At 50.3% G+C, this 13,889-nt stretch carries 17 protein-coding genes; 11 read left to right on the forward strand and 6 right to left on the reverse strand.

From position 1 onward, the window contains the following. Positions 1–46: 46 nt before the first annotated feature. From mreB to BN4275_RS02455, 3 genes are all read left to right on the forward strand, one after another. Entirely contained in the window at positions 47–1,063 is a 1,017-nt protein-coding gene (gene mreB / locus BN4275_RS02445; protein WP_066453386.1) for a rod shape-determining protein, read from the forward strand. A 71-nt stretch (positions 1,064–1,134) separates the two neighbouring features. After that, a complete protein-coding gene (locus BN4275_RS02450) occupies positions 1,135–1,317 on the forward strand; it encodes a hypothetical protein (RefSeq protein WP_066453389.1) in 183 nt (60 codons plus the stop codon). 11 nt (positions 1,318–1,328) lie between these two features. Then, on the forward strand, positions 1,329–1,604 hold the full coding sequence (locus BN4275_RS02455) for a spore coat protein (protein WP_066453392.1): 276 nt from the start codon (positions 1,329–1,331) through the stop codon (positions 1,602–1,604). Between the two features lie 47 nt (positions 1,605–1,651). Here BN4275_RS02455 and BN4275_RS02460 read toward each other — a convergent pair whose 3' ends face one another. Together BN4275_RS02460 and BN4275_RS02465 are read right to left on the reverse strand one after the other, a co-directional pair. Further along, positions 1,652–2,542 (reverse strand): mechanosensitive ion channel family protein, encoded by an 891-nt coding sequence (locus tag BN4275_RS02460; protein WP_079988015.1) that lies wholly within the window; start codon positions 2,540–2,542, stop codon positions 1,652–1,654. A gap of 3 nt (positions 2,543–2,545) precedes the next feature. Next, positions 2,546–3,403 carry an AraC family transcriptional regulator gene (locus BN4275_RS02465; protein ID WP_066453395.1) on the reverse strand — a complete coding sequence of 286 codons (858 nt, stop codon included), beginning with the start codon at positions 3,401–3,403 and terminating at the stop codon, positions 2,546–2,548. A 166-nt stretch (positions 3,404–3,569) separates the two neighbouring features. On the opposite strand from BN4275_RS02465, the gene BN4275_RS02470 reads away from it, so the two are divergent. The 4 genes from BN4275_RS02470 to BN4275_RS02485 all read left to right on the forward strand — a co-directional run bounded on the left by BN4275_RS02470 (position 3,570) and on the right by BN4275_RS02485 (position 7,722). After that, positions 3,570–4,859 carry a galactokinase gene (locus BN4275_RS02470; protein WP_066453398.1) on the forward strand — a complete coding sequence of 430 codons (1,290 nt, stop codon included), beginning with the start codon at positions 3,570–3,572 and terminating at the stop codon, positions 4,857–4,859. 26 nt (positions 4,860–4,885) lie between these two features. Then, the gene (galT, locus tag BN4275_RS02475) at positions 4,886–5,857 is read left to right on the forward strand and encodes a galactose-1-phosphate uridylyltransferase (RefSeq protein WP_066453400.1); all 972 of its coding nucleotides are present in this window, start codon (positions 4,886–4,888) and stop codon (positions 5,855–5,857) included. Between the two features lie 233 nt (positions 5,858–6,090). Next, positions 6,091–6,480, forward strand: a complete 390-nt coding sequence (locus tag BN4275_RS02480; RefSeq protein WP_066453403.1) for an OadG family protein — start codon at positions 6,091–6,093, stop codon at positions 6,478–6,480. Between the two features lie 57 nt (positions 6,481–6,537). Then, the gene (locus BN4275_RS02485; RefSeq protein WP_066453406.1) at positions 6,538–7,722 is read left to right on the forward strand and encodes a sodium ion-translocating decarboxylase subunit beta; all 1,185 of its coding nucleotides are present in this window, start codon (positions 6,538–6,540) and stop codon (positions 7,720–7,722) included. Positions 7,723–7,808: 86 nt separating this feature from the next. On the opposite strand, the gene BN4275_RS02490 is transcribed toward BN4275_RS02485, so the two are convergent. The 3 genes from BN4275_RS02490 to BN4275_RS02500 all read right to left on the reverse strand — a co-directional run bounded on the left by BN4275_RS02490 (position 7,809) and on the right by BN4275_RS02500 (position 10,188). Further along, entirely contained in the window at positions 7,809–9,452 is a 1,644-nt protein-coding gene (locus BN4275_RS02490; RefSeq protein ID WP_066453409.1) for a recombinase family protein, read from the reverse strand. 76 nt (positions 9,453–9,528) lie between these two features. Beyond that, entirely contained in the window at positions 9,529–9,729 is a 201-nt protein-coding gene (locus BN4275_RS02495) for a hypothetical protein (RefSeq protein WP_066453412.1), read from the reverse strand. A gap of 117 nt (positions 9,730–9,846) precedes the next feature. Next, positions 9,847–10,188 carry a plasmid mobilization protein gene (locus BN4275_RS02500; RefSeq protein WP_066453415.1) on the reverse strand — a complete coding sequence of 114 codons (342 nt, stop codon included), beginning with the start codon at positions 10,186–10,188 and terminating at the stop codon, positions 9,847–9,849. 237 nt (positions 10,189–10,425) lie between these two features. Here BN4275_RS02500 and BN4275_RS02505 point away from each other — a divergent pair, with 237 nt between their 5' ends. The 4 genes from BN4275_RS02505 (at position 10,426) to BN4275_RS02520 (ending at position 13,084) form a co-directional block, all read left to right on the forward strand. Then, positions 10,426–11,328 (forward strand): helix-turn-helix transcriptional regulator, encoded by a 903-nt coding sequence (locus BN4275_RS02505; RefSeq protein WP_066453418.1) that lies wholly within the window; start codon positions 10,426–10,428, stop codon positions 11,326–11,328. A gap of 57 nt (positions 11,329–11,385) precedes the next feature. Next, positions 11,386–12,003: a GyrI-like domain-containing protein gene (locus tag BN4275_RS02510; protein WP_066453421.1), complete on the forward strand. Its 618-nt coding sequence runs from the start codon at positions 11,386–11,388 to the stop codon at positions 12,001–12,003. A 438-nt stretch (positions 12,004–12,441) separates the two neighbouring features. Continuing rightward, on the forward strand, positions 12,442–12,882 hold the full coding sequence (locus tag BN4275_RS02515) for an RNA polymerase sigma factor (protein WP_066453427.1): 441 nt from the start codon (positions 12,442–12,444) through the stop codon (positions 12,880–12,882). Beyond that, positions 12,869–13,084: a helix-turn-helix domain-containing protein gene (locus BN4275_RS02520; protein WP_066453428.1), complete on the forward strand. Its 216-nt coding sequence runs from the start codon at positions 12,869–12,871 to the stop codon at positions 13,082–13,084. The genes BN4275_RS02515 and BN4275_RS02520 overlap by 14 nt, the downstream gene beginning before the upstream one ends. 260 nt (positions 13,085–13,344) lie before the next feature. Here the strand turns inward: BN4275_RS02520 and BN4275_RS02525 are convergent, their stop codons facing one another. Further along, positions 13,345–13,884, reverse strand: a complete 540-nt coding sequence (locus BN4275_RS02525) for a hypothetical protein (protein ID WP_066453430.1) — start codon at positions 13,882–13,884, stop codon at positions 13,345–13,347. Positions 13,885–13,889 lie beyond the last annotated feature (5 nt).

The following is a 13,889-nucleotide window of genomic DNA, read 5'->3' on the forward strand; positions in this document are numbered from 1 at the left end:
TACTACTACTGTTTTGATTTCGCTTTAATTATTTGGAGGCTCAAATATGAATTCTATTGACATCGGGATCGACCTCGGCACGGCGACAGTATTGGTTTACGCCGGGGAACAGGGAATCGTGCTGCGTGAACCGTCGGTAGTGGCGATCAATACCAAAAACGACACCATCCTTGCGGTGGGGGATGAAGCGCACGCCATGATCGGCAAGACCCCGGCGGAGATCAGCGCGATCCGTCCGCTGGAGGACGGGGTCATTTCGGATTACAAAATGTGCGAAGAGATGATCAAATACTTTTTGCGCAAAGCCTGCCCGAGCAATATGGTCAAGCCCCGCGTCGCGCTCTGCGTGCCGTCGCTCATCACCGGCGTGGAAGCGCAGGCGGTGGTCGACGCGGCGGTCGTGGCCGGCGCGCGCCGGGTATTTCTGATCGAAGAGCCGGTCGCCGCGGCAATCGGCGCCGGGATTGATATCTCAAAGCCGGAGGGAAACATCGTGCTTGACATCGGCGGAGGCACCAGCGATATCGCGGTCCTTTCGCTGAACGGCATCGTCTGCAAGAATTCGATCAAGATGGCGGGCGACAAGTTCAACGCCGCCATTGTGCGGTATATCCGTTCAACTTATAATCTGCTGATCGGGGAACGGATGGCGGAGAATATCAAAATTTCGATCGGAAGCGTCGATCCGAATGAAGAGGATCTCACCTTTGAGGTCAAAGGCCGCAACCTGGCGACCGGCCTGCCGAACAAACGCACCATTACCCGGCGGGAACTTTATCCGTCAATCCTCGATTGTGTGGTGGAAATCCGCGACGCGGTGCATGCCGTGGTGGAAAAAACCCCACCCGAGCTGGTGGGTGACATCTATACAAACGGACTTGTGATGACCGGCGGCGGCTCGCTGCTGCACGGGTTTGACACCTACCTCAGCCGGGAACTGAAGATGCCGGTGCGGGTGGCGGAAAATCCGGTTGAATGCGTTGCGATCGGCACCGGCCGCTCGTTCGACTACATCGATGAGCTGGTGGACGGTTTTATCTCTTCTTCGACGCACAAGCACTGAATCTGGAAAACGCATAAATTCCTCCTGTGGCTGGAATACTTTAAGTATCCAAACCAAAGGAGGAATTTTTGATGCCGCTGACTTCCAAGGAACTCACCGCGATCGAGGACCAACTGGGCGTGGAACAGAATATGGTCAAGAAGTTTTCGATGTACGCGACCATGACGACCGATCCGCAGCTCAAGACAAAATTTGAACAGAACGCCGCCAAACATCAGAACCACTATAATAAACTGCTCCAGCAGTTGGGTTAGGAGGGAGCGCCATGCCAAATCAGAATCAGAAACAGCAGCCGTTTGGGGATCGTGAGATGATGGACGACGCGCTTTCAAGTCAGAAGTTCATCACCGAAGGCTATAACAGCTTTGCGAATGAATGCGCATCCCCGGCCGTGATGAGCGAGCTGATGAACATCCTGAATGAGGAACATCAGATCCAGCACGAACTTTTTGACGAGATGTTAAAACGCGGCTGGTATGCCACCGAGCCCGCTCCGCAGAAAAAGATCGACCAGTGCAAACAGAAATATCCGGCCAACTGAGCCGGTGCATACAAATGCCCGCCGTTTTCCAAACGGCGGGCATTTGTTTATTCCTTTGCCGGGGCGAGGTGCACATCGAGCTGATTATAGGGGATCGAGATGCCCGCCGCGTCGAACCGCCGCTTCGATTCCTCGAGCAGGTCGAATTTGAGCGTCCAGTAGTCGTCGGTCCCGACCCAGACGCGGCAGCCGATCTTGATGGCGGAATCGCCGTGTTCGACCATCCGCACGAGTGGGGCGGGATCGTCGAGCGCGAGCGGGTTCTCCGCGATGATGGCGGAAAGAATCTGTTTGGCCGCTTCGAAGTCGTCGTCATAGCCGATCGAAAAGTCGATGTCGAGCCGGCGGGTTTCCCGGCCGGTGAAGTTTATGATCTGCGCCTTGGCCACGTCGCCGTTGGGGATGTGCACAAGTTTGTTGTCGATGGTGCGCATTACGGTGTAGTTGAGGCGGATCTCCTCGACGGTGCCTTCGTTTCCAGCGATTTCGACATAGTCCCCCAGTGCGAACGGCTTTGTAAAAAGCACCGACATGCCGCCCGCCAGGTTGCCGAGCGAATCCTTGACGGCGAGCGAAATTGCCAGACCAAAGACGCCGAGCAGAGCGATAAACGAGCCGACTTCGACGCCCAGGGTCGCAATCACCGTGATGCCGAGGAGGATATACAGGATGACGTTAATGATCGAAAGCAGGAAATTGTGGAGCGTGGGATCGAGCTTCGAGCGGATGAGCGCCTTGCGCAGCAGGCGGGTGACGATTCGGATGAGGACGATCCCGATGACAAGGACCGCGGCGGCGGTCAGCAGGTGCGGGAGATAATCGAGGAACGCCTCCCACAGGAAGGACCAACGGCTTTTCGGGTCCATGCTGGCGAGCTCGTCGACGACTTTATTGACGGCCGCGGCGGCCGATGCGGTATCGAGGGTTTCGGTTGACATAGATCAGGTACTCCTTTCGGGGGGATGGGGCTGCTCGGTACTTTTGAGAAATGCGGAAGGCGGCTGCCCGGTGACCTTTTTAAAGACGCGGGAAAAATAGAACGCGTCGTCATAACCGACCGAGGCGGCCACAGCGGAAATCGGAAGGGAGGTGTGTTCGAGCAGTTCGCAGGCCTGGGAAATGCGAAACTGCGTGAGGTATTCATTTGGGGAAGTGCCGATGTGCCGCATAAACACCCGATAGAGATGGCTGCGGCTGATGCCGACCGAGGCGGCGACATCGCCCACGTCGATTTCTCCGGAATAGTTGTGGGCGATAAAGCGGATGGCGCTTTCGACATATTCGAGCGAAAGATCACCCGCGGCGGCAGAAACAGGTCCCTGTTCCATCAAAAGCCCCAGCAGCAGGTAGAGGTTTCCAATGGCTTTTAGTTCGCTGGCCGGCGTGGTGCCGGAGGACTGGTAGATACGCACAATCGCGTCACGGATCTCATCCGGGTTTTGGAAGCGCACCACCGGATCGTCTTTCCGGAAAGAGGTCTGGCTCATCAGGATTTTGGCCTCGGCGCCGTTGAACCCGGCCCAGCAGTATTCCCAAGGGTCGTTTTCGTCCGCGCGGTAGGTGACCACCACCGATGGATAGATGAGGAAGGTGTCCCCGGCGGTGATGCGGTGTGTCACGCCGTTTTCGGTGTAATAGCCGCAGCCGGAGATCACATGGTGCACGAGATAATGATCCCGCACGCCGGGCCCCCAGGTATGGGAAGGCCCGCATTGCTGCGCGCCGCTGTTATAAATGGCAATCGGGAGGCTTTCCCGGGTTTTGGTCTTATAAGAATGCTTGAATACACCGGACGCCATGCAGCACACCCCTTCCATAATTCATAAGTATAAACGATTCCGGCTTTTCATGCAACAATAATCCATAAATATGGTAGTTTTGTAGGTTGCAAATTTTGACTGTTTGGGTTACGCTATAAAAAAGCAACATCCGGATTTTGAATGGACAGGGAGCGGGAGGAATACCATGAATACACAGTTGCTGCGCGAGGAACTTTTTAGCGGGAAATTCGACCGCGTGTTCCAGTACCTCTACAGTGAGAAATCTCCCGGCCAGCGCGCGCGTTACGCGGCGGCGGCCGAAGCGTTTGAAAAACTGTTCGGCCAGGGGCGCGAAGCGGAACTTTTCAGTGCGCCGGGACGCACCGAAATCGGTGGAAACCACACCGATCACCAGCACGGCTGCGTGCTCGCGGCGGGGGTGAATCTCGATGTGATCGCGGTCGCTTCCAAGAACAGCGAACAGGTGATCCGGATTCAATCGGAAGGGTTCCCGATGGACACGATTGATCTTGGCGACCTTTCGGTTCAGGCTGCGGAGAAAAACCAGGCCGCGGCGCTTATCCGCGGGGTGGCTGCAAGAATGAAACAGCTCGGCTATCCTGTCGGCGGCTTTGACGCCTACACCACTTCGAACGTGCTCAAAGGTTCCGGGCTTTCTTCTTCGGCCGCGTTTGAGGTGCTGGTCGGCACAATTTTAAACCACCTTTACGCCAAGGCCAAATCCGACCCGGTGGAGATCGCGCAGATTGGGCAGTATGCCGAGAACGTCTATTTTGGAAAACCCTGCGGACTGATGGATCAGACTGCGTCGTCGGTCGGCGGGTTTGTCGCAATCGACTTTTGCGATCCGGCGCATCCAGTTGTGGAGAAGGTCGGTTTCGACTTTGCCGCGTCGGGCTATAAGCTCTGCATTGTGGACACGGGAGGCGACCATGCAGACCTCACTGCCGATTACGCGGCGATGCCGGCCGAAATGAAGTCGGTGGCCGCGGTGTTCGGCAAGGAGGTCCTGCGCGACGTTTTGCCTGAGGAGTTCTATAAAAATCTGGCGAAGGTGCGGGTGCAGTGCACCGACCGCGCCATCCTGCGCGCCTTCCATTTCTTCGCGGACAATGAGCGCGCGCCGAAGGAAGCGGAGGCGCTCCGGCGCGGGGATTTTGCGGAATTCAAACGCCTCATCATCGAAAGCGGCCGGTCGTCGTTCATGTATTTGCAGAACTGCTCGACCTTCCGCAGCGCCAAGGAGCAGGGCATCCCGCTCGCGCTCGCGCTGAGCGAACATATTCTCAAAGACCGCGGAGCTTGGCGGGTGCACGGAGGAGGCCTGGCCGGCACGATCCAGTGCTTTGTCCCGTCAGATATGCTCGAAAATTATCAGCACAGGATTGAATCGGTGTTTGGACCGGGGTCCTGCCATGTGCTGTCCATCCGGCCGGCCGGCGGGGTGAAGGTTTCGGAAGAACTGCTGAAATGATGTGAAGATAGAGGAGGACGATTTTTATGGCAGAGCTCAGATGGCATCCGCTCATTAAGGATTGGGTCATGATCGCATCCCACCGGCAGGCGCGTCCGCAGATGCCGAAAGACTGGTGCCCGTTCTGTCCGGGTTCGGGCAAGGTGCCGGAGCATTATGAGGTGCTCAAATACGACAACGACTTCCCGGCGCTCAGCCAGGCCCCGCCCTTGCCGGACGATGTGGCGACCGACTTTTTCAAGACCGCTCCGGCTTACGGAAAATGTGAGGTTATCCTCTATTCGCCCGGCCACACTACCACGCTGCCCGAGCTTTCGGACGCGCATGTCGAAAAGCTCGTGAACCTGTGGTGCGAGCGCTTTACGGCGCTTAAGGCGGACGAGAAGATCAAATATGTCTTTCTTTTCGAGAACCGCGGAGAGGCGGTCGGCGTGACCATGCCGCACCCGCACGGACAGATTTACGGCTATTCGGTCATTCCGAAGAAGATCCAGCTCGAAGTGGAATCGGCAAAGGAATACTACGCGGAGAAAGGGAAGTGCCTCTTCTGCGATATGCTGAAGGCCGAACAGGATTTTGGCAAGCGGGTCATCTTCCAAAACGAACACTTCACGGTGTTCCTTCCATTCTTCACCGAGTACCCCTACGGCGTATACCTGTTCTCCAACCGCCACAGGCAGAACATCGCACAGTTTGACGCCGAGGAGCGCCGCGCGCTGGCGGTCACGCTCAAACATACGGTGGGGATGTTTGACGCGCTGTTCGATTATAAATTCCCCTATATGATGTGCATGCACAACGCTCCAGTCAACAGCGGAGACTATGAAAAGGACTATCATTTCCACATTGAGTTCTTCCCGCCGATGCGAAGCGCGGACAAGGTGAAATTCAATGCGTCGAGCGAAACGGGATGTTGGGCGCATTGCAACCCGACCTGTCCGGAGAACACCGCGCAGGAGCTTCGCGCGGCTTATGAGCGGTATATGGCGACTTTATAGAGGGCAACATAAAAGGCAGGCGTAAACGCCTGCCTTTTTCAAAATGAGTCATCAGACCCAAAAATACAGTTTCGGTAACAAATGTTGCGAAGATGTTTCGATTTCTTGAATGAAAAGCGAAAAAGCAATTGCAAAACCGCCCAAAATATAGTATACTCATTTCTGGTTCGATTTTTGTCGGCCATCCATTTTATTATATAATTGTATCAAATATAAAGGTAAGGTGAAAGTCTATGGATTTAAGCAGTTACAGCACCGGCACCATATCGGTTGCGGTTACCTTTACCGGGATCGTGGTTGTGTTTCTGGCGCTGGTCGGCCTGTCCCTGATCGTCTGGCTGTTCGGAAAATTCTTCACAGCACTGGCAAACCGGCCGAAGAAACCCGCTGACCCCCAGCCCCAGCAGGCCTCCAAACCGGCTGCGAAAGCCGCGGCCCAGGTCAAACCGGCCATGGTGGTCGAGGACGGCATCGGCGACGAGATCGTCGCGGTGATTGCGGCGGCGGTTGCGGCAATGGGAGGAAGCGTTGGCGGTTATGCGCTGCGCAGCGTTCGCCGTGTGAAGGAAGCGCGCCCGATTTGGGCGGCGGCCGGCCTTCAGCAGAATACGCAGCCGTTCTGATTCGGTTGCCCTTGAAGCGCACAGTTCTGCAAAAAAGAAAGGGAAAGGGCTGACAACATGTTAGAAATTTTTACACAGGCGGTTGAAACGCTCGTAGGCAAGAGCGGCTTCTTCAACCTGACCGGCGGACAGGCACTGATGATCCTGGTTTCGTTCTGCCTGATGTATCTTGCTATTGCCAAGGGCTTTGAGCCCCTGCTCCTTCTGCCGATCGCGTTTGGTATGTTCCTGACGAACATCCCGTTCGGCGAGCTTTATCACTCGATGATCTTCATCAATGAGACCGGTCACATCGATTGGGAGCTGCTCGCCAATACCGGCGGCCTGCTCGACTATCTGTATCTGGGCGTCAAGCTCGGCATCTATCCGCCGCTCATCTTCCTGGGCGTTGGCTGTATGACCGACTTCGGCCCGCTGATTGCGAACCCGAAGAGCTTCCTGCTCGGCGCGGCCGCGCAGCTGGGTATCTTCCTGGCGTTTGTCGGCGCGCTGTTCCTGGGCTTTACCCCGTCCGAAGCCGGCTCGATCGGCATCATCGGCGGTGCGGACGGCCCGACCGCGATCTTTACCACCACCCAGCTCGCGCCGCATCTGCTCGGCTCGATCGCGATCGCCGCGTATTCCTACATGGCGCTCGTCCCGATCATCCAGCCGCCGATTATGAAGCTGCTCACCACCAAAAAACAGCGCGCCGTCAAGATGGAGCAGCTGCGTCCGGTTTCCCAGACCGAGAAGATCATCTTCCCGATCCTGGTTGCGCTTGTGGTTTCCTTCCTCGTTCCGGATACCACCCCGCTGATCGGTATGCTGATGCTCGGTAACCTGTTTAAGGAATCGGGTGTCACCGACCGCCTCAACAAGACCGCGCAGAACGAACTGATGAATATCGTCACCATCTTCCTGGGCGTCACGGTCGGCGCGACCGCGAGCGCGGCCAACTTCCTGACCCCGGCGACCCTGAAGATCGTCGCGATGGGCCTTTGCGCTTTCGCATTCGGTACTGCGGGCGGCGTGCTGCTCGGCGACCTGATGTATGTCCTCTCCGGCGGCAAGATCAATCCGCTGATTGGTTCCGCGGGCGTATCCGCCGTCCCGATGGCGGCCCGTGTTTCCCAGAAGGTTGGACAGCAGGAGAACCCGACCAACTTCCTGCTCATGCACGCCATGGGCCCGAATGTTGCCGGTGTTATCGGTTCCGCGGTTGCGGCAGGCGTTCTGCTTTCGATCCTCCCGCATGCGTAAGAAAAATTTTGCATAGAAAGAGCGGCTCTTTGGGCGGCACTCATAAAACAGCATAAGATTGTTTTCGGGAAACGGCGTAGCTTCGGCTATGCCGTTTCTCCGTTTGACAGGTCACCCAGCAAGGACGCGGGGAGTATTCCCACAAGGTCATAGGATATATCAATCTGCTGTTCCCTATGTCCGCTTGACTTGTCGGGAGCGTGAACATATACCGCCTTTACCATGTCATTCAAGACAGTGGGCGTCAGCTCGTCCAAGTCTAAATACTTCCGTACCTTACCGATAAACCTGTCAATGTTTTCTGCCTGTTCTTCCTGCTGTATAATTTCTTCGTTCAGTTGCAACAGCTTTTCCCGCAATTCTTCCTGCTCCTGCTCGTAATCGTCAGAGAGCATTTGAAATCTGCTGTCGGAAAGTTTTCCGTTGGCGTTATCTTCATAAATACGCTTAAATAGCCTGTCCAATTCTTTAATGCGCCGTTCCGCTTGCGTCAGTTGCCGCCGCTTCGCCGTAAGTTCCCTTTTCGCTTCGACTTTCTGCTTCGCACCCATAGCTTTTCTAAATCGTTCTTCATGGGTAGACACACAGGCAATCACAAGACGCATATGAGCAAGGACACCCTGTTCCAATACAACGGCGCGGATAAAGTGCGTCGGGCAAACTTCTTTCCCTTTGAGCCTTGAAGTAGAGCAAACAAAATGGTCTTGCCGCGCTTCAAAGTTTCTACTTGTGCAGTAATACAGCTTTTCCCCACAGTCGGCACAGCGTACAATGCCGGAGAACAGATTGGTCTTGCCCGTCCTTGTTGGGCGGCGTTTATTCTTCCGCAAGTCCTGTACCCGTTCCCATGTGTCAGCGTCTATGATTGCTTCATGGGTATTCTCAAACACAAGCTGTTTTTCTTTGGGATTGTAACAGGTCTTTTTGCTCTTGTAGGACTGCTTGGAGGTCTTGAAGTTTACCGTATGCCCTTGATACTCTGGACGCTCTAAAATATCGGCTATGGTGTCGCCCGTCCAGTTGTACGGATTGTCCGGCGGCGTGTTCCTCGTTGCCCTGCCTGTCCGCTGAAAATGAATAGTCGGCGTTATGACTTTTCCATCTTTCAGAATGCGGGCAATCTGCGACGGCCCGTAACCCTCTAAGCAGAGAGCAAATATCCGCTTGACTACTTCGGCGGCGGTTTCATCTACAATCCAACGCTTTTTGTTGTCGGGGTCTTTTATGTAGCCGTAGGGCGGGTTGGTACAAAGATGTTCCCCCGCTTCCCCTTTGGACTTCATCACAGCGCGTATCTTCTTGCTTGTATCGCGGCAATACCACTCGTTGATGATATTCAAAAATGGGGTAAAGTCGTTTTCCTGTTGGTTTGCGCTGTCTACGCCATTGCTGATAGCGATAAACCGCACGCCCTTTTCGGGAAAAAGAACATCCGTATAAAGTCCCACGCGCAGATAGTCGCGCCCAAGACGGGACATATCCTTAACAATCAAGGTCGCTACTTCGCCGTTTTCGATTTTCTCAACAAGTTCACACCAAGAGGGTCTATCGAAGTTCGCCCCGGAATACCCGTCGTCCACGAAAAACAAGATATTTTTGAAGCCATTTTCCTTTGCGTATTTACTCAAAATCGCCTTTTGATTTACAATGCTGTTGCTGTCGCCCTGTAATTCGTCGTCGCGTGATAAGCGGCAATAGAGGGCGGTAATTTTGTCAGACTGCCTTAACATAGAATGTTCCTCCTTTATCGGCGGGCAGTCTGCCAATACAGGATTGCTTGTATCTATTGTATCGGCTCCGGCGTTTTTAATCAACATCTTTCTTCGCTTTTTCCTGTTCCATAAGCCGTAAAACCTTATGGGGCAGGCTCCTTTCCCCGTCATAGCTGCCCGTAAACCGATAAAGTGTCCTGCCGGATTTTATCGCGACTTCTCGCTTTGGCAATTCATAGGCAAGCGGATTTTTTACCACGATATGCCCGTTTTTAAGTATTCGTTTCCGTTCCATTCCTTTCCGTCCTTTCCTTTGAAATCGGGGTTTACAGTTTCGTAGCAAGCATAGGAACCGGATAGCCTGTTCCGTATTTTGCCCTGCAAAACGCTTGTTGGGAAGTATCCCAAACCCTCATTTTGTAAGCCTCTTGAATTGCAGAAGCAGCCGACGCTCCAATCGCCACACTTCTTTCATGAGCCGCTTTATCTCGTCCATATCGTCGGTGTAAATGTGCGCTGTTTCATTGATACGCCTTGCAATCTGATTGACGTTTACACCGATTTTCTGAAGCTGCGCCGTATGCGCTTTGACCTCTTGCAAATCTAAAACAATAATGTACCCGTCGATAAGCATTTTTCGAGAGTAAGCAGATAGATTTATCATCGGTATTTGCTTCATCTTTTTTTCAATCAACGCCCGTTCTTCCTCTGTTACTCGTACAATGATTTGTACATTCCTTTTCCTATTCTCCATTCGCATTTCTCCTTTCACTACCTACAACACCGCAGGGGGCGATTTTGACGAAGTTTCAGAGAAGATTTTTAAAAAAGTTCTCTCACTTCTTAATACGGGGAAAATCGAAAAATGCCAAACGGAACATCGATTTTGGATAAAAAAATATTGCAACACAGAATGGCTGCAACATTGACTTTAACTTGTCATTTACTTGTCATGTTATATGCGATACAATGAAAAGCAGAGGTGATGAAAATGCAGGAAAGTAGATTGTTTCGGATTGTATATTATCTTTTGGATAAAGGAAAATCGACTGCACCCGAACTCGCAGAAAAGTTTGAGGTGTCTGTAAGGACAATTTATCGGGATATAGATATAATCAGTAGTATGGGTATTCCTATTTATGCAACGCAAGGCAAAGGCGGCGGTATTACGTTGCTTGATAACTTTGTCTTGGATAAAACTCTATTATCAACGAGGGAAAAAGAACAGATTTTGATGGCTTTACAAGGCATGATAGCGACAGAACAAAATAACGCTGACGAACTGCTTAGAAAATTGGGGAGCCTGTTTCAATCAAAAAACACGAACTGGATTGAAGTGGATTTTTCCAATTGGGTAAAAAATAATCCGGGGCAAGATATTTTTAATCTAATCAAGAGTGCCATTTTTAGCCGCAACGTCATTTCATTTCAGTATTTTGGCAGTAATAGAGAAAGTACACAGCGGCGGGTTGAGCCGTTGAGATTGGTATTTAAGAGTAAAGATTGGTATTTGTATGGCTTCTGCCTTATGCGTAATGACTACCGTTTTTTCAAATTGACGCGGATAAAAGATATGGAAATACAACCGGATGTTTATACCCGTGAGCTTCCGTCAACATACTCGGTCGGAAAGTTAATGAATATTGAAAATACCATAGCCGTAAAATTAAAGTTTGATAAGAGAATGGCTTTTCGTGTATATGATGAATTTGCAAATGAGGTCACAGAGGATGAACAAGGCAATCTCTATGTTCAGACAAACTTACCCAGTAATGATGCGCTATACAGTTATTTGTTTTCCTTTGCTGATTATGTGGAACTCCTTGAACCGGAAATTATCCGAGGACGAGTGAAAGAAAAATTAGCTGCCATGCAGAAAAAATATGTAACCTGACATTAGGTTGCAAGTTATACGTTGTATAATTTGCTTAAAAACATGAGGTGCATATTGATGAAATACGAATGGAAAAAGCAGGAGAAAAATTTATATGGGGCAAAACCAATGCCCGCCTTGATTACTGTACCTATGCAGAGCTATATCATGATAGACGGAAAGGGAAATCCAAACGATGAGGATTTTTCAAACAGAGTAGCTGCGCTGTACGCATTGGCTTACGCCATAAAAATGGGGTATAAATCCGCCGCGACGAAAGGCGATACTACTTTAGGCATACACGATTTTGCTGTATATCCTTTAGAGGGAATATGGAAACAAGTACAAAGTGACGAACTTGTAAAGGAAGAACTGGAATACACCATTATGATACGGCAGCCGGATTTTATTACCGAGAGCATGGTATGTGCGGCATTAGAAATCGTGAAAAAGAAAAAGCCCAATCCATTGTATGAGAATATCCGCTTTGACACCATGCAGGACGGAAAATGTATTGAAATCCTGCATATCGGGGCATTTGATGATGAACCTGCCTCTTTTGAAAAAATGGCGCAGCTTGCAGTGAAAAACGGCTTGAAGCGTGACGAGAGTTATCACCGGGAAATCTATCTGAATAACGCCAACAGAGTGGAAAAAAGCAAACTCAAGACTATTTTGAGATTTTCAGTGAAGTAGTACGAAATCTACTAAACCAAATCATATTTAGTATAATGCCGTCATAACGGTAAATAAAAAAACCGTTGTTGTGGCGGCAGGATAACTATGCGCCTAACATAATAAAGTAGCCTAACGGCGGTTTTGAAATAACAATCAAAGCCGCCGTTTTCCTTTTGAAAAATTGGATTTGCGAGGGGCGTGATAAAGTTGCCCTTTTTTAGGATATGGCGGTATCGAGGAGGTATCGTCATGTCCGTTTTATATCAACACTGTTTTCTAATCAGTAGCCTATTAAAAAAAGCCCATTTCTGCCTACGGGGTATTCCGACCATGAGTATGAACTCACAAATCATCATGTGTACTCCACTACATCATATAGCATAGCCGCCTGTTCAGTTTTACGCTGCACGGGCGGTTTTTGTTATAGCCCCCACTCCAAACGGAAAGGGGGTGAATATGATGTTATCCACAGAATACAGGGAAAGTATCGAACGCAGGTTTCACGCATTTTGCAAAGCCGTATTGCACAATGAAGCCTGTAATTATTACAGGGAAAGGAAACGCAGAACGCAGCGCGAAATATCCTTTGAATACTTGCAAGAGAATACTTCTTTTGCGCCGCACAGCACAGATAAATACTTTGTCTTGCAGGATAAGCCGACTGCCTTTGAAGTCAACGGACAGACGGTTATTGTTGACAGCGAGAAGTTAGCCAAAGCCTTGTTGTGTTTGTCGGAAGGTTGGCGAGAAATTATCCTTATGCGCTATTTTCTGCAATTAAGAGATAAGCAGATTGGGGCGTTATTGGGAAAACCGCGCACAACGGTCAATTATCAGAAAAACGCAGCTTTGAAACAGTTGCGGACAGAAATGGAGAAGATGAATGAGGAAGAATAGCAAATACAACCTTGTTCCCTATGAAGTGATTGAAAGAGCAATCACAGGCGATACCGCCGCGCTCCTTGCGGTGCAGGAAAGGCACAGAGCCTACATAGGCAGACTAAGCGGAGAGAACGCCAATATGAAAGAGCGATTGAACGCCAAGCTGCTTATAGCTGTTATGAAGTTTCGATTGGAGTATCAGCCGCTGCGCAAGTAGCAAAGCCAAAAACAGCCGTCAAGGATAAACTTCGCGCTTCGCGTCCTTGATGGTTGTTTCCGTCTTTGCTGTTGGGTAATCAAGAGGGCGCAAACGGATAGACCGCTTGCGCCCTCTCCAAATTATGGGGTTCGCTGTCACGCAATAGGGGTTGAAAAAACCTGTATTCATGCGGCCTTGTAAAGGCATAATGAGGGTAGGTAAGGGTTTTATACTTGTACCCCTCAAAATGGTGTTCTACTGCGTAACATCATCATTGTTTATTTGTTTTCAAATAGAACTTTAAGCCGTTTTATAATCACCAAGATATTGAGTACAGCTACAATTGCTAAATAGTAAATACTTCCACTAATTATTTGCAAATACAGCGATTGCTTAAATTCTCCAATAAATAATGTAACAAATGAAATGAAAAGCAATAGCAAGCAGACGAGTGCTTCAAAAATCGTTGCATTAAACGTCTCTTTTAAAAGTTGCTTATATTTTGAATTTTTATTATCTTTATCTGCAAATGCGCACAAAATGCTAAGTGTAGAAAAAAACATAGCTATAAGAATTGATAAAATAATATTAAGATTATTCAATATTTCACTATCTACGCAACGTATATTTAAGATACCGATAGCAAATAAAACGGGAACAATAAAAATACTTACAAGTTGCAGTGGATTCCCTTTAAACACGCTAAAGTGTTCAAGGAATATTGAGCGCACATCAAGAAAATTGCTCATTTTCAAGGAAAAACTAAAAATCAAAACAACCGTTCCAACTATAAATAAAATTATAGATGCATTATTCACAAACT

The sequence above is a fragment of the Anaerotruncus rubiinfantis genome (assembly GCF_900078395.1).
In the GTDB taxonomy this organism is placed as follows: domain Bacteria; phylum Bacillota; class Clostridia; order Oscillospirales; family Ruminococcaceae; genus Anaerotruncus; species Anaerotruncus rubiinfantis.